Genomic DNA, 19416 nt, shown 5'->3' with positions numbered 1-19416 from the left:
CACACGTAACAATTCCACACGTATCAACCATGTTGAGAGGCGGTAGGGTGCAATGACATCGGCAACCCTTTCCCCGCGCGAGATGAAACGCCGTCGCAGGCTGGGCGCGGACTACGTGGCGCCGTCGCCGTATTCGGTGCGCAACGCGCTGACCCGCGGCGACGTGTTCACGAGACTGTCCGCCCTGGTCTTCGGTCTGGGCAACTTCGCGCGCAGACAATTCGTCAAAGGCGCGGTCCTCCTCGCCCTGGAGATCGCGTTCATCGTGTTCATGGCCGTCAGCGGCGCCGGCTACCTGTCGAAGCTGCCCGGCCTGGGCGACCAGAAGCAGGGCAAGACGCTCGTTGACGGCTTCTGGGTGTACACCAAGGGCGACAACTCGGTGGTCATCCTCCTGTACGGCGTGTGCACCGTCGTGCTCATCGCCGCGTTCGCCGTCCTGTGGGCGGTGTCCGTGCGCAGCGCCTACCGGGCCGAATGCGAGGCCCGCGAGCACGGCCACGCGCCGACCATCCGCGAGGACCTGCACGATCTGACCGACGGCCGCGCGCATCAGCTGCTCATGTTCCTGCCGACGCTCGGCATCCTCGTGTTCACCGTCCTGCCGCTGATCTTCATGATCTCGATGGCGTTCACCAGCTACGACCACGACCATCTCGTCCTGTTCGACTGGGTGGGCTTCGAGAACTTCGGCAAGGTGTTCTCCAACAGCGGCGGCACCGTCAACGCGGGCCTGTTCGTGTCCGTGCTGGTCTGGACGCTCGTGTGGGCGTTCTTCGCCACGTTCCTCAACTTCTTCCTCGGCCTGTTCTTCGCGATGGTCATCAACCGCAGGACCACCCGGTTCAAGGGGTTCTGGCGCGCCTGCTTCTCGATGTCCATCGCCGTGCCGCAGTTCGTCTCGCTGCTCGTGATGCGCACGATGCTCCAGCCGACGGGCGCCGTCAACCGCCTGCTCATGGAATGGGGGTGGATCGACTCCGCGCTGCCGTTCTTCACGAACGCCACGTGGGCGCGCGTCACCGTCATCATCATCAACCTGTGGGTCGGCATCCCGTACACGATCATGCAGATCACCGGAATCCTGCAGAACATCCCCGCCGACCTGTACGAGGCGGCGCGGCTCGACGGCGCGAACTGGTGGCAGATCTTCACGCAGATCACGATGCCGTACATCATCTTCGTGCTCACCCCGTACCTCATCACGACGTTCACCGGCAACGTGAACAACTTCAACGTGATCTACCTGCTGTCCGGCGGCGACCCGACGCCGATCGGCTCGTCCGCGGGCAAAACCGACCTGCTCATCACGTGGCTGTACAAGCTGACCGTCGACAAGGGCGACTACAACCTCGGCGCGGTCATCGGCATCATGACGTTCATCGTCCTCGCGGTGGTGTCGCTCGTCACCTACCGCAATTCGGGTTCCTACAAGAACGAGGAGGCGTTCCGATGAGCAAGCACAGCGACAAGTCCATCGTCACGGACAGTGCGGCCGGCGCCGCCGACGCGGTGAAGGCCGAATCGCACGGCCTCATGCACGATTCGCGCAAGCGCCGCATCCTCGGCGACGTGCTCGCGCACCTGTTCCTCGCCGTTATGGCGGTGATCTGGCTGATCCCGATTGTGTGGGTGTTCGCGGAAAGCTTCAACAAGAACACCGCGCCGTACACGAAGACGTTCTTCCCGACCGAGTTCTCGCTGGACAACTACATCGCGCTGTTCACCGACAAATCGGTGCTCGACTTCCCGAAGATGTTCGCGAACACGTTCATCGTCGCGTGCTTCACGTGCGTGATCTCGATCGCGTTCGTGCTGTCCGTCGCGTACTGCATGAGCCGTCTGCGTTTCCGCACGCGCCGCACGTTCATGAACGTGGTGCTCATCCTCGGCATGTTCCCCGGCATCATGGCCGTCTCCGCGATCTACTTCATCCTCAAGGCGATGGGCCTGACCGGCGGCGGCATGACGATTCTCGCGCTGATTCTCGTGTATTCGGCCGGCACCGGCGCAGGCTTCTACGTGATGAAGGGCTACATGGACACGATCCCCACCTCGCTCGACGAGGCGGCGCTGCTCGACGGCTGCACCCGGTTGCAGGTGTTCACGAAGATCATCATCCCGATCTGCAAGCCGATGATTGTCTACCAGGCCATCATCGGATTCCTCACCCCGTGGCTCGACTTCGTCATGGCGAAGGTGATCTGCCGCACGCAGTCGAACTACACGGTGGCGCTCGGACTGTGGCTCATGCTGCAGAAGGAGTACATCCAGAACTGGTACGCCCGCTTCGCCGCGGCCGCCGTCCTGATCTCCATCCCCATCGCCATCCTCTTCATCGTCATGCAGCGCTTCTACCAGGAGTCCATGGCGGGATCGGTAAAGGGCTGAGGCCACCAAGGAAGCCCAGTGGGCTTCCGACTGGCCTCAGCCTGAGTGAGGCGACAGCCGAACGAAGGCAGGATCGGGCCCGGCCGCAGGCCGGTCCGTTCTTGCGGGGCCGGAGGAGGGCCGTCACTTGCATATCATCGCGGCGCTCGCCGGCCTGTCCGGCGGGCGCCGCGTTCCATGAAAGGAGACTTCGATGGAGAAGCCCGTGCAGATTCCGGCCGTGGCCGCCGGCACACCCGCCGAGCCGGCCCTGCCGTGCCCCGATCTGCCGGTATACGCCGGCGGCGATTTGGGCGCGCGTCCGGACGCCGCAGGCACCACGTTCCGCGTGTGGGCGCCGACCGCGTCCGGCGTGACGCTGCGGTTGTTCCGCTACGGTTCGGACGCCGAGTCCGCCGTCGAGGAGCCCGCGGCGTCCATCGCCGGCGCCGCGGAATCCGCGGGCGACTGCGCCGGCCCGTTCGCCTCGCGCGACCTCGTCCCCGGCGCGGACGGCACGTGGGCGGCGCGCTGCGACGGCGTCGGCCACGGCGTCTACTACGACTATCTCGTCCGATTCCCCGACGGCACGACGCACCGCACCGCCGACCCGTGGGCGCGCGCGGCCGGCGTGAACGGCCGGCGCAGCATGGTCGTCGACCTCGCGCGCACCGACCCGGACGGCTGGGAGGCCGACCGTCGCCCGCACGTCGCCAGCCACGACCTTGTCATCTGGGAGACGCATGTCGGCGACTTCAGCGACGACATGCACAGCGGCGTCCCGTTCGAGCATCGCGGCACGTATCTCGCGTTCACCTACGACGACACGAGCGTCGACGGCGACGGCGAATTCCCCACATGCGTCGCCTACCTGAAGCATCTCGGCGTGACCGCCGTCCAGCTCATGCCGTTCTACGACTACGGTTCCATCGACGAATCCCTCGCGCACGACGATCCGCGCCACGGCTTCAACTGGGGCTATGATCCGCTCAACTACAACGTGCCTGAAGGCTCGTACAGCACCGACCCGTTCCACGGCGAGGTGCGCATCAGGGAGTGCAAGCGCATGATCCAGGCGCTGCACGCCGCCGGCATCAAGGTCATCATGGACGTGGTCTACAACCACATGTTCTCCACGGACAACTGGTTCGAGCGCATGATCCCCGGCTACTGCCTGCGCCGCCGCGCCGACGGCACGTTCGCGGACGGCTCCGCCTGCACGAACGACGTGGCCACCGAGCATCCGATGATGCGCCGCTACATCGTGGATTCGGTGACGTACTGGGCGCGCGAATACCATATCGACGGATTCCGCTTCGACCTGATGGGACTCATCGACGTCGACACGATGAACGCGATCCGCACCGCGCTCGACGAGCTGCCGGGCGGCGCGACGATCCTCATGCACGGCGAGCCGTGGTCGGCGCGCAGGACCGCGCTCGACCCGGCCGCCGGCGTCGTCCTCGCCGACAAACGCGGCCTGCCGTACCTGAGCCCGCGCATCGGCGCGTTCTGCGATACGACGCGCGACGCGGTGCGCGGCCACATCTTCTATCACAAGGAGCCCGGATACCTGTCCGGCGCGGCCGCCGACTACGCGGACGACATCCGCCATGCGGCGGACGCGTGGCGCGGCACGCCGCACGAGACCGCATCCGTCGCGCAGGTCATCCAATACGTCTCCGCGCACGACGACCTCACGTTGTGGGACAAACTGTGCGCCGCGATGCGCCGGCTCCCCACGGAAGCCGACTACGCGGCGGACGACGTTGACTCCGGCGGCCGGTGCGCGGACCTCATGGCCGCGAACCGGCTCGCCGCCGGCATCGTGTTCACCGCCGCCGGCGTGCCGTTCCTGCTGTCCGGCGAGGAGTTCGCGCGCACCAAGCGCGGCGACTCCGACTCCTACCGCAGTCCCGCCGCGCTCAACCGGCTCGACTGGAGGCGCGCGCGACGGCTCGCGCGCCTCGTCGAGCACTATCGCACGCTCATCGCGTTGCGACGCGGCAACCCCGCGTACTTCGGCGGCGCGCGCACGATCGTGCCGCGCGACGACGAGGTGGTCGTGTTCCGCGTCGGCGACGACTGCGTGGCCGTCAACCCGACCGACGACGTGCGCACGCAGCCGACCGTCGCCTTGGAGACGCCCGCCCCGTACGACGAGGTCGCGAAGATCGCGCCCGACGACTGGCGGTGCGTCTACCGTTCCGACGATGACGGCGACGTCGCGGACGACGGAACCGTCGCGCGGCGCCGCAGGCTCACGCTGCCGGCCCGCAGCCTCACCATCTGGAGGCGCGCATGAGCGGCGTTGCACAGGGCACGGGGAACAGGCGGCGCAAGGGCCTGACCGTGTTCCGGCTCAAGGTGGTCGGCGCGGTGCTTATGGCGTTGTCCGTCGCGTCGACGACGGTCGTGCCGCTGCTGTTCGGCGCGCCCACGGCGGACAACATGACCGCTCTGACGGCCGCGGTCGTCTGCGAGGCGGCGTCCTGGTGCGCGGTGCCGATCTACGCGTGGCTGCTGTTCGACGGATGGCGGCACACGCGTGACGTGAGGCGGTACGCGCTGCGTCTGTGTGCGGTCGCGGCGCTCTCCGAGCCCGCCTACGACCGGTTGGCGACCGGGCGATGGCTCGACCTGCGCGTGCAGAATCCCGTGTGGGGGCTGCTGGTCGCGCTCATCGTGCTGGTCGTGCTCGACCGGCTCCGCGCGCGGTACGCGGGCGCCGCGCGATGGGCGACGGCCGCGGTCGTGATCGTGGCCGGTGTGCTGTGGGATCTGCTGCTGCACGTCGGGGTGCGGCAGAGGGTCATGCCCGTGGGCGTGCTCACGCTCATGTTCGTGCTGGTGTTCCGTTTCCTGTCGCCGCGCGAGAACACGATGATGTTCACCGCGGGCCTGCTGGGCGCGGTCATGTGCATCACGCCGGCGGTGGGCGTCGCCATCCTCCACTATCGCAACGGCGAACTCGGCTATCGCGATCGCAATGGGCATGGGCATGCATGGGTGACATGGGTGTTCGCCGCGCTGTACCCGCTGATGCTGTGGGCGGGGTGCCTGCTGTAGATATGCCTGCTGGAGGTGCGGACTGGCGGGCGTCCGTGACGGTTCGGTTCAGTCGTGGTATGGGGCGTCGGTGCCGCGTAGGACGAGCTGCGCCTCGACCGTCTCGTGCGGGGCGTCGAGCGTCTTGCCCTGCATGAGATCGAGCGCCTTTTCCGCCGCCTTGCGCCCCATCGCGTACGGGTCCTGCCGCATCGTGGTGAGGTTGAGCGTGTCCGCATACGGGCTGTCGTCGAAGCCGACGATCGAATAGTCGCGCGGCGTGCGGTGACCGTAGCGTTCCAGCTTGACCATGAGTGGAATCGCCATCATGTCCATCTGGCAGCAGATCGCGTCCGGGAACTCGTCGAGCGCGAGCAGGGCCGCCAGCGCGGAATCCACGAATTCGGGGCCGCGCGGCACGGTGAGCACCTGCCAGTCGATGTCGTGCTTGCCTTCCGCCTCCTCGCATGCGCGGACGAACCCGCGTGTGCGGGCGTCGATCGAGGCGTCCAGATTCTTCACCGCCTCCGAACATGGGTAGACGATGCGGTGGTGCCCGAGACCGATGAGATGTTGTGTCGCCTTGCGCATGCCCTCCTCATCGTCGATACCGACCGACGCGTCGAGACCCTCGTCGGAAGGGGTGTTGATGCCGACGATCGGCACGTGGATGCGGCGGAGCTGTTCCACCTCGTGCGGGTCGATGGCGAACGAGGCGACGACCACCGCGTCCACGTTGCGGCGGATCGGCAGGTTGGTGAAGAACTCGCGCCGGTTCTCCGCCGTGTCGATGTGCTGGAACAGGGAGATGTCGTAGCCGGCCGGGTGCATCGCCGATTCGAGTCCGGCGAAAACCTCGGCGTTGAACCAGCTGGTGATTTCCTCGTTCATCAGCAGCGCCACGCGGTTCGTGCGGCCGGATTTGAGCGCGGTGGCGGAACGCGAGATGTTGAAGTCGAGTTGGTCCGCCACCGCGAGCACCTTGGCGCGGGTCTTCGCGGAGACGAGCTCGGGGCGCGTGAACGCGCGCGAGACGGTGGAGATGGACACCCCGGCCGCCTTGGCCACGTCGTGGATATCGGCCTTGCCCATGGTGTCCTCCTCCTCGTGCGTGCGTTGCCGTGTGGCGTTCCATCATACTGCGAACGTTGCCGTCGCCGTCCGTGTTTTCGAACTTGAGTGGGATGTGCTCAAGATTTTGTGGCGAATGTGGGAATAAAACTTGCGGAGTGGAAGTTGAGTGGTGTAGGCTCAAGTTTTGGAACGGCAAAGGGCCGGGCAATCGGGCCGCACCGATCGCATCCGGAACCTGAGCGAAGAACGTAAGAACGAACAAAGAACAAAAGGAGCACACATTATGGCACGTGCAGTTGGTATCGATCTGGGCACCACGAATTCCTGCATCGCCACCCTCGAAGGCGGCGAGCCCACGGTCATCGTCAACGCCGAAGGCGCGCGCACCACGCCGTCCGTGGTCGCGTTCTCCAAGTCCGGCGAGATCCTCGTCGGCGAGGTCGCCAAGCGTCAGGCCGTGACCAACGTCGACCGCACCATCTCCTCCGTCAAGCGTCACATGGGCACCGACTGGACCGTCGAGATCGACGGCAAGAAGTGGACCCCGCAGGAGATCTCCGCGCAGATCCTGATGAAGCTGAAGAGGGACGCCGAGGCCTACCTCGGCGAGCCGGTCACCGACGCCGTCATCACCTGCCCGGCGTACTTCAACGACGCCCAGCGTCAGGCCACCAAGGACGCCGGCAAGATCGCCGGCCTGAACGTCCTGCGCATCATCAACGAGCCGACCGCGGCCGCGCTGGCCTATGGCCTCGAGAAGGGCAAGGAGGACGAGCGCATCCTGGTCTTCGACCTCGGCGGCGGCACCTTCGATGTCTCCCTGCTGGAGATCGGCAAGGACGAGGACGGCTTCTCCACCATCCAGGTGCAGGCCACCAACGGCGACAACCACCTCGGCGGCGACGATTGGGATCAGAAGATCATCGACTGGCTCGTCACCGAAGTCAAGAACAAGTACGGCATCGACCTGAGCAAGGACAAGATCGCCCTGCAGCGTCTGAAGGAAGCCGCGGAGCAGGCCAAGAAGGAGCTCTCCTCCTCGACCTCCACCTCCATCTCCATGCAGTACCTGGCCATGACGCCCGACGGCACCCCGGTGCACCTGGACGAGACCCTGACCCGTGCGCACTTCGAGGAAATGACCTCCGACCTGCTCGGCCGCTGCCGCACGCCGTTCAACAACGTGCTGCGCGACGCGAACATCTCCGTCGGCCAGATCGACCACGTGGTGCTCGTCGGCGGTTCCACCCGTATGCCGGCCGTCAAGGAGCTCGTCAAGGAGCTCACCGGCGGCAAGGAAGCAAACCAGTCCGTCAACCCGGATGAGGTCGTCGCCGTCGGCGCCGCCGTGCAGTCCGGCGTCATCAAGGGCGACCGCAAGGACGTCCTGCTCATCGACGTGACCCCGCTCTCCCTCGGCATCGAGACCAAGGGCGGCATCATGACCAAGCTCATCGACCGCAACACCGCCATCCCGACCAAGCGTTCCGAGGTGTTCTCCACCGCCGAGGACAACCAGCCGTCCGTGCTGATCCAGGTCTACCAGGGCGAGCGTGAGTTCGCCCGCGACAACAAGCCGCTCGGCACCTTCGAGCTGACCGGCATCGCTCCGGCCCCGCGTGGCGTCCCGCAGATCGAGGTCACCTTCGATATCGACGCCAACGGCATCGTGCACGTGTCCGCCAAGGACAAGGGCACCGGCAAGGAGCAGTCGATGACCATCACCGGTGGTTCCGGCCTGCCGAAGGACGAGATCGACCGCATGGTCAAGGAGGCCGAAGCCCACGAGGCCGAGGACAAGAAGCGCAAGGAGGACGCCGAGACCCGCAACCAGGCCGAGGCCTTCGCCTACCAGACCGAGAAGCTCGTCGCCGACAACAAGGAGAAGCTCTCCGATGAGGTCGCCAACGAGGTCACCGAGAAGGTCAACGCCCTCAAGGAAGCCCTCAAGGGCGACGACATCGAGAAGGTCAAGACCGCTCAGACCGAGCTGATGACCTCCGCCCAGAAGATCGGCCAGGCCCTCTACGCCCAGCAGGGCGCGGCGGATGCCGCCGGTGCGGCCGGTGCGGCCGGCGCCGCCGGTGCCGCGGGCGCCGGTTCCGCCTCCAACGGCGGTGACGACGACGTGGTGGACGCCGAGGTCGTGGACGACGACGACAAGGACAACAAGTAAGGTCCCGTCCGATGGCTGAGTTCAACAAGGACGACTACCTGAACGACCTGCCCGACGCCGACGACGCCCGCGAGGCGGGCTCGTCGGCCCCGGCCGACACCCCCGCCGACGCGGCCGCCGCCGCGCAGAAGCCGGCTCCTTCTTCGGATCCCTCCGACAAGGGAACGGACGCGGCTGATGCCGCGGCCTCCTCTTCGGCTCCCTCTGACGAGGGAGCTGGCGCGGCGAACGCCGCGACTGAGGGAGAGACCGCCGACGCCAAGGCTGACTCCGACACCCTGACCCCGCTGGGCCAGGCCAAGAAGGAGGCCGCCGATTACCTCGAGGCCCTGCAGCGCGAGCGCGCGGAGTTCATCAACTACCGCAACCGCGCGAAGAAGGAGCAGGAGCGCTTCCGCGAGCACGGCATCATCGACGTGCTGACCGCGCTGCTGCCCGCCCTCGACGACATCGACCGCATCCGTGCCAACAGCGAGATGGACGATTCGTTCAAGGCCGTCGCCGCGAAGATCGACAAGGCGTTCGAGAAGTTCGGCGTCGAGAAGTTCGGCGAGGCCGGCGAGGAGTTCGACCCGACCAAGCATGATGCGATCCTGCACAAGCCGGACGCGAATGCCGAGAAGGAGACCGTCGACACGGTCGTGGAGGCCGGCTACCGCATCGGTGACCGCGTGATCCGCGCCGCCCGAGTCGTCGTCGCCTCCCCGCACAACTGACGTCGTGCAGGCCCCCTCTGACGAGGGGGCTCCCGCGAAGCGGGTGGGGGAGAGATGGTCGGAACGTGACGGCTGAGGTTTCTCTCCCCCAGTCAGCTTCGCTGACAGCCCCCTCGTCAGAGGGGGCCGAATCATACATACAAGACTTCAACACGAAAGGAGACATGAATGGCTGAGAACGAATGGCTGAGCAAAGACTTCTACAAAGTCCTTGGTGTCTCCAAGGACGCCTCCGATTCCGACATCACCAAGGCCTACCGCAAGCTGGCCCGCAAGTACCATCCCGACCTCAACAAGACGAAGGAGGCGGAGGAGAAGTTCAAGGACATCTCCGAAGCCTACGACGTGCTGAGCAACAAGGACTCGCGCCAGAAGTATGATGCGATCCGCCAGTTCGGCATGGGCGGCGCCCGCTTCGCCGGCGGCTCCGGTCAGGGCGGCTTCGACGCCTCCGGATTCTCCGACATCTTCGGTTCGATGTTCGGCGGCGGCTCGGGCATGGGCGGCAACGGCTCCCGCATCCGCTTCTCCACGTCCGGCGGCGGCAATCCGAACCTCAACGACATCTTCTCGATGTTCGGCGGCGCGGCCGGCGCCGGCGCGCAGGGCGGCTCGCCCTACGGCGCGTACGGTGACGCCGGTGCGTACGGCGGCTACGAGGAGGCCCCGCAGCCGAAGAAGGGCAAGGACCGCAACTCGAAGATCAGCCTGACTCTGCGTCAGGCCGCGAAGGGCGCGACCGTGTCCCTGTCCGTCGACGGTTCCAAGTTCAAGACGCACATCCCCGCCGGCGTGAAGGACGGGCAGAAGATCCGTCTGGCCGGCAAGGGCCATGCAGGCGTCAACGGCGGCAAGCACGGCGACCTGTACCTGCAGGTCAACGTGAAGCCCGACTCCAAGTTCACGATGCGCGGTCATGACCTCGTCATGGACCTGCCCGTGAGCGTCGCCGAAGCCGTCGCCGGCGCGAAGGTCGAGGCGAAGGACATCGACGGCGAGACCGTCACGTTCAAGGTGCCCGCCGGCTCGTCCAGCGGCGCCGAAGTGCGGATCTCCGGCAAGGGCGTGCAATCCGGCAACACCCCGGGCGACCTCGTCGGCCGCGTGATGATCCAGGTGCCCGCCAAGCCGGGCCTCGGCGTCAAGCACGCCGCCAAGGAGTTCGACAAAGCCGCCGGCGACTACATCCCGCGGTAGGCGGGTTCCGGGTGGCGGAAACTCCCTCAGTCCGGCAACACCCCCTCAGTCCGGCGAAGCCGGACAGCTCCCCCTCAAGGGGGCGCAGAAAGCCGTATACTTTGCTCCCCCTGTGAGGGGGAGCTGGCGCGCGTAGCGCGACTGAGGGGGTGTCCCCGGCCCGTATGCATTCCCGTGGTTTATTCCGATATATGGAGGTGAATGATGGCGAGGATCGCCCGTGAGGTGCGCCAGTTGTATGCGATGTGCGCGGCGGCGATCGTGCTCGGCCGCGCCGATCTCGACGGTGCCGACGACGCCGGCTTCGACCTCGATCTGGCGGTGTTCACCGTCGGTCAGGCGGCGGAGATCGCCGACATCCACCCGCAGACCCTGCGCCAGTACGATCGTGTCGGTCTCGTCACGCCGCAGCGCACGGAAGGCGGTGCCCGCCGCTATTGTCTGCGCGACATCGACCGTCTCGTGCAGGCGCAGCGGCTGAGTCAGTCGGAGGGCATCAACCTGTCCGGCATCACCCGCATCCTCACGTTGCAGGAGGAGAACCGCCAGCTGCGTCGTCAGGTCCGTCGATTGCAGTCGGCCGGCGAGGAGAGCGTGTTCGCGGCCGGCCGCGACGGCGACATCATCGAGATGCAGCGGTCCAACAGCGCACGCATGTGGCGTCGCGCGATCCGCACGCAGACGCGTGAACTGCCCGGTCGCCCGCATCGTCGCGTCGACGCCGACCCCGATTCCAAATCGATCGTGCTGTGGCGCTGAACGTGCCACGTCACGCGCGCGATTCGCACACAACGTAAAACCGCACACAACGTGACGGAACGCACCACAACGTAACGAAATGGCCCGATGGCCACGTCGGAAGACGTGCCATCGGGCCATGCTCATGTCACGGGAGTCGCGCGCGTCGCGTCACACGCGACTCCCGCCGTGCGCCGCTCATCGCGCGCGGCGACGCGCGAAGGTGACGGCGATGCCGGCGACCGCCAGCGCGGCCGTCGCGATCGCGGCCACGGCGACGGACGCGCCGGACGCGGACAGCGCCGCGCCGGAACCGTTCGCGCCGTTCGACCCGTTCACGGTGCCGCCGTTCGCGCCGGACTCGGCGGAACCATTACCGTTACCGGACCCATTTCCGGATCCATCACCCGCACCCTCGTTGCCGCCGTTGTCGCCGCTGTTGCCGCCGTCTCCGGCGGACTGCAGCGTGCCGTAGGCCTGTTCGAGCGCGGCCGCGGCGTCGTCGACCTGCTGTTGCGTCGCGTCGTCGTCGCCGAGGACCGTCTCGGCCCGCTTGAGCGCGGCCGCGAACGGCTTCCAGCTGTCGGGCGTGTAGCTGCCCTCACGCAGTTCGCGCATCCGCGTGACCAGCGTGCGCAGGTCGGTTTTGTCGGCCGGCGTGGTCGGCTCGACCGACGGACGCTTGACGAGCGCCTTCGTCGCGGCGTTCAGCGCCTTCGCGGCCTCGTCGACCTGCTGCTGCGTGGCGGCGGCATCGTCGGCCACCTTCCGCGCGGCGTCCAGCGCGGCGGCGAACGGCTTCCAGCTGGCGGCCGTGTAGTCCGCCTCCCGCTTCGTCAGCGCCTCGGTGATCGCGGCGTCCAGTGCGGTCTTGTCGGCGGGCTTCGGCGTCGGCGTCTCTTTGGCCTTGCCGGCGATGGCGAGCCAGCTCAGGACCGGGTCGGCGCTCACCTTGGAGACCGTGAACGTGACGGTCTGCGCCGAGTCGAGCGTGAACTCGACCGGCAGCGTCTTCGAGTCGCCGGCTCCGGACATGTCCATGTTGCCGGAGGCGAGCTCCTTGCCGGACGCGTCACGCACGTACGCCTTCATGCTGCGCGACTGCCACCATTCGTGGAAGCCGGCCTCCAGCGTGTACGTGCCGGCCTCGAGCGGCAGGCGGTAGGTGATGTCCTTGCCGGATTCGGCGTACAGTCCGGTGCTGAACTTGTCGTTCGAGTCGGTGCCGCCCTTCACCTTCACGCCGTCGGCGTCGTAGCCCCACGACGTGCCGTCCGACGTGCGGTCGGCGGCGTCGTTGAGCAGGTCCGGCACGACGGCCTTCACCGCCGTGTATTCGGGTGATTGCGTGGTTCCGGAGTCGATGAAGTAGCGCACGTCGGCGGGCAGCGCCTCGAGCTCGGCGGTGAACGTCTTGCCCTCGGCGGTGACGCCGGAGACGGCGGCCTTCGTGTAGTCGTCGGCGTTGTTCACGGCGGCGGCCGACTCCTCGCTCCACGATTTGACCGTGACCGTGGCGCCGTTCACCGTCACCTGCTTCGGCAGCGCCTCGCCCTTGACGGTCGCGCCGACGAAGCCGTAGTCGGTGTTCTCGGCGACGGCGAGCCAGCTGATGACCGGCTTCTGGGAGCCGACCTTGCCGAGCGTATACGTGACGGTCTGGTCGGTGGGGACGGAGAATTCAACCGTGCCCGTGGCCGTCTGCGCGGAGGAACCGAGCTTGATGCTCGCGCCGGTGGCGAGCGTCGTGCCGTCGGCCGCCTTGACGGTCTGCGACATCTCGCGCGTCTGGTTCCACCATTCGCGCGCGCCCGCGGTCAGCTTGTACGTGCCGGCCTTGAGCGGCAGGTAGTAGGTCAGCGTGTCGCCGTCCTGGTACCAGCCGGTGTCGGTCTTGTCGCTGGCGGCGAGGTCGCCCGCGTAGCTCTTCGCCTTGAGGCCGGTCGCGTCGTAGCCCCACGTCGTGCCGTCGGAACGCTGGTCGAACTTGTCGTTCGACAGCGTGGCCGCCTGCTTCACCGCCGCGTATTCGGGCGCGTTCTCCGCGCCGTTCGAGTCGATGAAGTAGGTCACGTTGGCGGGGACCGCCTCGACCTGCGCGGTGAAGCGGTACTTCATGCCGTCGGCGAGGGCGGTCTTCGTGACGCCGGTGATCGTGGCCTTCGTGTAGTCGGCCGTGTTCTTGAGGATCTCCGCCGTGTCTTCGTCCCACGTGACGTCGACGGTCTCGCCCTTGACGGCGAGCTTCGCGGGCAGCGTGGAGGCGTCGGTCTTCGTCACGGCGTGGCCGGTGAAACCGAGGTCCTGCGTCTCGGCGGCGATGTTCTTGTCGACGAGCGCCTTGCGCGCGGCCTTGAGTCGCGCGGTCAACGCGGCCGCGCCCTCTGCGTCGAGCCCGTAGGCGGCCGGATCGGCGAGGGCAACGGTCGCGGCGTCGCGGCTTGCGGCGAACACGACCCAGCTGTCGGCGTTCCAGTCGGCGGCGTCGAGGTCGGCGTAGGAGTCGACGAGCGTCTTCAGCGCGGCGACGTCCACGCCGGCGGCGGTCGCGGCGTCCGCCTTGACCACGCCGACGGCGTCGATGTTGAACGCGTCGTCGGTGGCGGTCGTGAGCGCGACGGTGTGGCGGCCGTTGGCCAGGCCGCGCAGACGGAACGACGTGTGCAGGTTGCCGCCGCTCTGCGTCGCGGCGCCCTTCGCGACCGGCTTGCTGTCGACCGTGACGTCGAGCTTGGCCTTGCCGCCGTTGGAGCCGATCACGTCGAGGCCGGTGCCGTCGAACGTGTAGGTCATCGTCGCGCCCTTGCCGGTGCTGGTATCGGACGTACGCAGCCATTCGAACATGCCCTTGCCGATGAGATGATCCCACTTGCCGTCATACTGTAGGATCGGCGTCGAGGAATCGTCCCAGCTGGTCTGATGCATGCCGTCGATCACGTCCGTGTAGTACGGCGTGTAGCCGGGCAGCGTCGTCACCTTGAGATTGTCGAAGCGGACGAAATCGTAGCTGGAACCGAGCTGGACGCGGCCGTTGGACTGCGGCGAGGCGTCCTGGTAGGTGGCGACGTCCACGCCGTTGACGCCGACCGTGTAGGTGTCGCCGGCGACCTTGACGGACAGCCTGTTCCACACGTTCGACCCCTTGTGGAAGCCGACCTTTGCGTTCGAGGCGACGTTGCCGGAGGCGACCTCGGCGCCGTAGCGGCGCATCGACCACCGGCCGTCCGGGTAGAGCTTGATCTCGGCGGCGGACGTGCCGTTGCCGGAGTTGTTGCCGCCCATCTGGCGTGCGCCGAGCGTCGCGTAGCCGCCGTCCTCGAAGAGCACGTCGGCGCTCACCTCGTAGTTGGCCCAACGGTAGTCGCCGATCGTGGTCTGCGGGTCGCCGCCGTTCCATGCGCCGCCGTTGAACGAGCCCTGCGCCATGCCGGGGCCCACCTGCTGGCGCATCACATGGTTGCCGTCGTCGGTCCTGACCACTTCGAACGCGCCGTTGGTGTCGTTCGTGTAGCGCGGGGTGGCGCCGGTGTCGCCGCCGCGGGAGGCGAGGTAATCCTGCGTCACGTCCTTGCCGGTCTTCGGATCGTAGGAGACGACCGTCTTGCCCTGATACTCGAAGTCGTCGGCGTACAGCGTATCGTCGTCGGTCACGCCCTGGCGGTCGCCGGTGGCGTCCGTGTCGAGCACCGCGCGCTTGCCGTCCGTGTACTCCTCGGAGCGCGGCAGGCGGCTGATGCGCTCGCCGACTGTCGCGCCGCGGTCGAGCGTCGTGGCGGTGAGCATGCTCCACGGCTGCACGGTGACCGTGTACGTGCCGTTCGCGTCCGGCTGGATCTGTTCGCGCAGACGCACGTAGTTCGCGTCGTAGGCCTCGCCCTTGGCGGCGGCCGTCGTCTGCCACAGCTCCATCGTCTTGTCGTCGCCGAGCTTCATGTCCTTCGCGGTGATCCGGTAGGTCTTCGTGGTGGCGCTGTCGTTGACGATGACGGTGGAGAAGTCCTTCGCGTCCGGAGCGGCGAGCGTCATGTACGAGGAGGCGCCGCCGCGTGAGGTGTTGGAGCCCGTGCCGCGCCCCGGCGGATTGCCGTCCTTGAGGCCGCTGGCCGAGGCCTGCGGGATGCCGCGCCAGACGCCGTTCGCGTCTGGATCGTCCGCGTCGGTCTCGTAGCCCATCGTACTGAAGTCGGCGATCTGCTCGAGCACGGCGAGGCCGCCGTCGTAGTACGTCCAGCCGCTCCACGGGTCGCGCGCGCTCAGCAGCTCCTTCGAGGAGTACTGGAAGCCGTCGTAGAACGAGCCGATGGCCGGCTGGTAGACGTTCATCGTGCGGCGCGAATGGTCGAATCCGGCGACGATCCAGTTGCCCATCTCCAGCGCGGAGTTGATGCCGCCGATGCCGGTGCCCTTGCGGTCGCCCGCGTTCTCGCCGGACGCAGAGTCCACGGTGTTGTTGACGCGGTCCGCGGTGTTGGAGAAGGTGGCCTGCGCCTCGGAGTTCCAGATCTCCTTGTCGTAGTCGTCGGCGAGCGTCTTGAAGTTGTTCCCCTGGTCGCCGGTGGTGTAGTGGTAGCCGGAGATATCCACCGCGTCGCGCAGCGTCTTGTCGGCGAGCATGTCGTCGCCGAACGAGCCGGTGCTCACCTCGTCGGAGATGACGACGCGGATGCGGTGGAACAGGTTCTTCTCGGTCGCGTCCTTCCACGCGGGCACGTCGTTGCCGTCCAGGTCCTTGACCGTCCCCGCGCCGACGAAACCGGTCTCGTCGGCCTTGACGCGCTTCGAGAACTCCTTGGTCCAGTTGAGGTCCGGCGCGGTCTCGTTGATGTGCGGGTTCACCGAATCCACCATGTAGCCGTACTGGCGGTAGACGGCGAGGATCGTGTTCTTGTACCACGTGTACACGTCGTCGTTGCTCTTGACCCAGGCGGGGGAGCGCCAGCGCAGGATGCTCACGCGCACGTCCGGATTGACCTTCATCGCGTCGGCGGCCAGCTGGAAGCCGGGCTCCAGCGCCACGTTCGGGTAGGCGTCGGCCGAGCGCATCGTGGCCGGCTCCGGGCCGGTCGAGTTGTTGCGGTCGTTGCCCATCTCGATCTTGACGGTGTTCATCAGCGGATGGTCGCCGCCGAACAAGGTGGTGATGATCCGCCAGTAGGCCTCGGGGCTCTGCGCCTTGTAGTCCATCAGCAGCGAGCTGGTGGAGTTGGCGGACAGTACGCCGAAGCCCTTGAACGTCAGGCCGTTGCGGTTCTTCGCCGCCGCGGCGACGTCCGCGCCGTCCACGGTGACGTCGACCGGGTCGGTCGGCGACGCGGCGGTCGCGGCGGTGGCGGGTGCCGTGGCGACCGCGAACGTGCCCAGCATCGCGAGGGAGGCGAGCGCGGCGGTGACGCGGCGCAGGTTGCGGCCCGCGGCGTCGTGGGCCGGGGAAGTGGCGGTCTGGTAGGTCTGGCCGGTCTGGTCGGCTTTACCGGTCTGGTTGCGTTGCCATAGGTGCGTCCGCTTCGGCGCGCCCTTGTTCTCGTGCATGCGGTTCCTTCTTCTTGTTGCCGTTGCGGTGGGCGCGTTCGGGTGATTCGCCGGTCGTCGTGCCGTCGGTCCGGGTCTTCCATCCCGTTCCGTGGGTCGTCCGTTCCGTGGAGCCGTTCCATGGAGCTGTTCCGTGCGGGAGTCGCCTCGTCGCCGTGTCCGCTGTTCCCGTCATGCGGCACCCCATTGTGAGCGTTCCCATGACGTTTGCTGGATATTGTAACCCCTTCCATCGCCATCACGGGGTTTGCCGTCCTTTGCCGGCGTCGGTGTCTCGGCGGCATCGGGAATCGCGCAATCGATCGTCACGTCATCATCGCCGCGTGACCGTCGTCATCGCATCATCGCCGTCGCCATCGCGTCATCGCATCATCGCCGTCGCCATCGCGTCATCGCGTGACCGTCGTACCGTCGCACGGAATATCGCAATCGTCCACGGAAATCGCAATCACGTTGCGACCTGCGCGGACCGCGTCGCGCTCGCGCGCGCCGGGCCGCGTGTCGCGGCGGATCTGTCGCCGCGCTTTGGTGAGATGGACATGGAAACGCACCCGCCCAACCGTGATGGATGGAGGAACCATGCAGCTCAAAGCCGTGTTCTGGGATCTCGACGGCACGCTCATCGACTCGGAACCGCTGTGGCACGACGGCGAAATCGAACTCGCCGAGGCCAACGGAGGCCACTGGACGGAGGATCTCGGCTGGGAATGCTCCGGCACGCCCGTGCCCGACGTGGCCCGCAAGATGATCGAACACGGGTGCACGCTGAGCGTCGAGGAGATCGACGTGCAGCTCAAGGCCTACGTGTTCGAACACGAGAAGATGCACATGCCGTGGATCGACGGTGTGCTCGACACCCTGCGCTCGCTCAAGGAGGCCGGAATCCCGACCATGCTGGTGAGCACCTCGCCGCGCCCGATCGTCGAGAACGTGCTCGCCGCCGCGCCCGGCCTGTTCTCCGGCTACGTGTGCGGCGACGACGACGCCAAGCACAAGCCGTCGCCCGAACCGTACCTGCTCGCCGCCTCGCGCCTCGGCATCGCGCCCGAAGACATGGCCTCCTGCGCCGTGTTCGAGGACACGCCCGTCGGCCTCGCCGCCGGTGCCGCGTCCGGGGCGACCGTCATCGCGCAGACGTGCACGATCCGCACCGACACGTCGGACGGGCCGCAGTTCACGTCGATCGACGGGTATGCGGGCGTCGACGCGGAGGCGATCGACACGATCGTGCGCAAGCGCCTCGCCGCGCTCGCCGCCGAGGCGTGACGCGGCCGGAAGCGCGGTCTCTTAGTCATTTCTTATAGGGGCTGCTGGTATGGTGATTGGCGGTTGATTCGCGGCCGTCCGTCCGATTGCCGGCGGCCCCTTATCCGTCTGCGCGAGACCTCTCCGAGAGGCAGTCCGCATAAGACAAGAGAGCATAGGAAACACGGAAAATCCATGGGTTTTGTACATTTCATCATCGAACTGCTGAAGGATCCGCGCGCGGCCATCGCCAGCTGGATCGCGATGGGCGTCGCGCCCACGCTCGGCTTCATCTTCCTCATCGTCTTCATCGAGACCGGCGTTGTCTTCTTCCCGTTCCTGCCCGGTGACTCCCTGCTGTTCGCGGCCGGCGTGTTCGCCGCGCCCGACGCCGCCACCGGCCAGGTCGCGCTGCCGTTGCACTACCTGCTGCCCGTCGTGTGGTGCGCACCGATCATCGGCGACCAGTGCAACTACTTCATTGGCCACTTCTTCGGTCGCCGCATCATCGCCTCCGGCAAGGTCAAGGCCATGACGCCGGAGCGCATCGCGAAGACCGAGGCGATGATCGAGAAGTGGGGTCCGCTCGCCGTGTTCCTCGGCCGCTTCTTCCCGTTCATCCGCACGTTCATGCCGTTCATCTCCGGCATCTCCGGCATGCGCTGGCGCCGCTTCACGCCGTTCTCGGTGCTTGGCGGCTTCATCTGGTCGTCCCTGTTCACGCTGCTCGGCTACTTCTTCGGCAACATCCCCGCCGTGCAGAAGCACTTCGAGCTCGTGATTGTGCTGATTCTCGCCGTCTCGCTGATTCCGACGATCGTCGGCCTCGTCAAGGCGAAGTTCGGCAAGAAGAAGGGGGAGACCGCCGAGCCGGCTCCGCACCACGTGGCTGAGGCGGAGTGATCGCCGGGTGGTCGCTGTGCGATCGCGAGCGATCTTCAATTTCCCGGGCGTGTCGGGTTGCGAAATCCTGAACGCGGGATAATATTGGTCGAGTTGTCCTGCGGAGCAAGACAACAAACCAAGGGGCTGTAGCTCAGTTGGTAGAGCGCTTCGTTCGCATCGAAGAGGTCGTGGTTTCGATTACCATCAGCTCCACAAACCCTCCGGATTCCACCCCGGAGGGTTTTTCTTTTACTTGATTCCCGCCCGACCGCCGGGCTGGCAGCTGTCGGCTTCGCCGACCCAAGCCTGCGAACGGCCCACTGGACCGTTCGCTTTACGGCTTGGCCCCGGAGGGTTTTTCTTTTACTGATTCCCGCCCATGTGTCGGCCGGCCGTCGTCGGCTTCGCCGACCTGCGCCTAAGAACAGTCCACTGGAC

Annotated in this window: 12 protein-coding genes and 1 tRNA gene; 11 read left to right on the top strand and 2 right to left on the bottom strand. The window is 66.8% G+C overall.

The annotated features are described in order from the left end of the window. Positions 1–82: 82 nt before the first annotated feature. The 4 genes from AC1AYN_RS09315 to AC1AYN_RS09300 all read left to right on the top strand — a co-directional run bounded on the left by AC1AYN_RS09315 (position 83) and on the right by AC1AYN_RS09300 (position 5439). Positions 83–1456: a carbohydrate ABC transporter permease gene (locus tag AC1AYN_RS09315; RefSeq protein WP_476533022.1), complete on the top strand. Its 1374-nt coding sequence runs from the start codon at positions 83–85 to the stop codon at positions 1454–1456. A gap of 80 nt (positions 1457–1536) precedes the next feature. Further along, positions 1537–2391 carry a sugar ABC transporter permease gene (locus AC1AYN_RS09310; protein WP_476533021.1) on the top strand — a complete coding sequence of 285 codons (855 nt, stop codon included), beginning with the start codon at positions 1537–1539 and terminating at the stop codon, positions 2389–2391. A gap of 193 nt (positions 2392–2584) precedes the next feature. Then, positions 2585–4675 carry a type I pullulanase gene (gene pulA, locus AC1AYN_RS09305; protein WP_476533014.1) on the top strand — a complete coding sequence of 697 codons (2091 nt, stop codon included), beginning with the start codon at positions 2585–2587 and terminating at the stop codon, positions 4673–4675. Continuing rightward, entirely contained in the window at positions 4672–5439 is a 768-nt protein-coding gene (locus AC1AYN_RS09300) for a TraX family protein (protein ID WP_476503164.1), read from the top strand. Before pulA ends, AC1AYN_RS09300 begins: the two co-directional genes overlap by 4 nt. A gap of 48 nt (positions 5440–5487) precedes the next feature. Here AC1AYN_RS09300 and AC1AYN_RS09295 read toward each other — a convergent pair whose 3' ends face one another. Continuing rightward, on the bottom strand, positions 5488–6510 hold the full coding sequence (locus AC1AYN_RS09295; RefSeq protein ID WP_476503165.1) for a LacI family DNA-binding transcriptional regulator: 1023 nt from the start codon (positions 6508–6510) through the stop codon (positions 5488–5490). Positions 6511–6775: 265 nt separating this feature from the next. Here AC1AYN_RS09295 and dnaK point away from each other — a divergent pair, with 265 nt between their 5' ends. From dnaK to AC1AYN_RS09275, 4 genes are all read left to right on the top strand, one after another. Continuing rightward, on the top strand, positions 6776–8668 hold the full coding sequence (gene dnaK / locus AC1AYN_RS09290) for a molecular chaperone DnaK (RefSeq protein WP_476503166.1): 1893 nt from the start codon (positions 6776–6778) through the stop codon (positions 8666–8668). A gap of 11 nt (positions 8669–8679) precedes the next feature. Further along, on the top strand, positions 8680–9384 hold the full coding sequence (grpE, locus tag AC1AYN_RS09285) for a nucleotide exchange factor GrpE (RefSeq protein WP_476503167.1): 705 nt from the start codon (positions 8680–8682) through the stop codon (positions 9382–9384). Positions 9385–9552: 168 nt separating this feature from the next. Further along, positions 9553–10581, top strand: a complete 1029-nt coding sequence (locus tag AC1AYN_RS09280) for a DnaJ C-terminal domain-containing protein (protein ID WP_476533013.1) — start codon at positions 9553–9555, stop codon at positions 10579–10581. Between the two features lie 204 nt (positions 10582–10785). Then, on the top strand, positions 10786–11340 hold the full coding sequence (locus AC1AYN_RS09275) for a heat shock protein transcriptional repressor HspR (RefSeq protein WP_476503195.1): 555 nt from the start codon (positions 10786–10788) through the stop codon (positions 11338–11340). Positions 11341–11517: 177 nt separating this feature from the next. Here AC1AYN_RS09275 and AC1AYN_RS09270 read toward each other — a convergent pair whose 3' ends face one another. Next, positions 11518–16848 carry a 3-keto-alpha-glucoside-1,2-lyase-like domain-containing protein gene (locus AC1AYN_RS09270; RefSeq protein WP_476533012.1) on the bottom strand — a complete coding sequence of 1777 codons (5331 nt, stop codon included), beginning with the start codon at positions 16846–16848 and terminating at the stop codon, positions 11518–11520. 579 nt (positions 16849–17427) lie between these two features. On the opposite strand from AC1AYN_RS09270, the gene AC1AYN_RS09265 reads away from it, so the two are divergent. From AC1AYN_RS09265 to AC1AYN_RS09255, 3 genes are all read left to right on the top strand, one after another. Beyond that, entirely contained in the window at positions 17428–18114 is a 687-nt protein-coding gene (locus AC1AYN_RS09265; RefSeq protein ID WP_476503170.1) for an HAD family hydrolase, read from the top strand. Positions 18115–18288: 174 nt separating this feature from the next. Beyond that, entirely contained in the window at positions 18289–18996 is a 708-nt protein-coding gene (locus tag AC1AYN_RS09260) for a DedA family protein (protein ID WP_476533011.1), read from the top strand. Positions 18997–19118: 122 nt separating this feature from the next. Then, positions 19119–19191, top strand: a tRNA-Ala gene (locus tag AC1AYN_RS09255). Positions 19192–19416: the final 225 nt, after the last annotated feature.

This window comes from Bifidobacterium sp. LH_413 (genome assembly GCF_056357015.1).
Note: the sequence above shows the minus strand (reverse complement) of the source record. Positions and strands in the feature narration are given on the sequence as shown.

Excerpts from the sequence above, each read along its gene's own strand:
- AC1AYN_RS09315 (WP_476533022.1), top strand. The coding sequence starts at position 83 with ATGAAACGCCGTCGCAGGCTGGGCGCGGACTACGTGGCGCCGTCGCCG.
- AC1AYN_RS09310 (WP_476533021.1), top strand. The coding sequence starts at position 1,537 with ATGCACGATTCGCGCAAGCGCCGCATCCTCGGCGACGTGCTCGCGCAC.
- pulA (WP_476533014.1), top strand. The coding sequence starts at position 2,585 with ATGGAGAAGCCCGTGCAGATTCCGGCCGTGGCCGCCGGCACACCCGCC.
- AC1AYN_RS09300 (WP_476503164.1), top strand. The coding sequence starts at position 4,672 with ATGAGCGGCGTTGCACAGGGCACGGGGAACAGGCGGCGCAAGGGCCTG.
- AC1AYN_RS09295 (WP_476503165.1), bottom strand. The coding sequence starts at position 6,510 with ATGGGCAAGGCCGATATCCACGACGTGGCCAAGGCGGCCGGGGTGTCC.
- dnaK (WP_476503166.1), top strand. The coding sequence starts at position 6,776 with ATGGCACGTGCAGTTGGTATCGATCTGGGCACCACGAATTCCTGCATC.
- grpE (WP_476503167.1), top strand. The coding sequence starts at position 8,680 with ATGGCTGAGTTCAACAAGGACGACTACCTGAACGACCTGCCCGACGCC.
- AC1AYN_RS09280 (WP_476533013.1), top strand. The coding sequence starts at position 9,553 with ATGGCTGAGAACGAATGGCTGAGCAAAGACTTCTACAAAGTCCTTGGT.
- AC1AYN_RS09275 (WP_476503195.1), top strand. The coding sequence starts at position 10,786 with ATGGCGAGGATCGCCCGTGAGGTGCGCCAGTTGTATGCGATGTGCGCG.
- AC1AYN_RS09270 (WP_476533012.1), bottom strand. The coding sequence starts at position 16,848 with ATGCACGAGAACAAGGGCGCGCCGAAGCGGACGCACCTATGGCAACGC.
- AC1AYN_RS09265 (WP_476503170.1), top strand. The coding sequence starts at position 17,428 with ATGCAGCTCAAAGCCGTGTTCTGGGATCTCGACGGCACGCTCATCGAC.
- AC1AYN_RS09260 (WP_476533011.1), top strand. The coding sequence starts at position 18,289 with ATGGGTTTTGTACATTTCATCATCGAACTGCTGAAGGATCCGCGCGCG.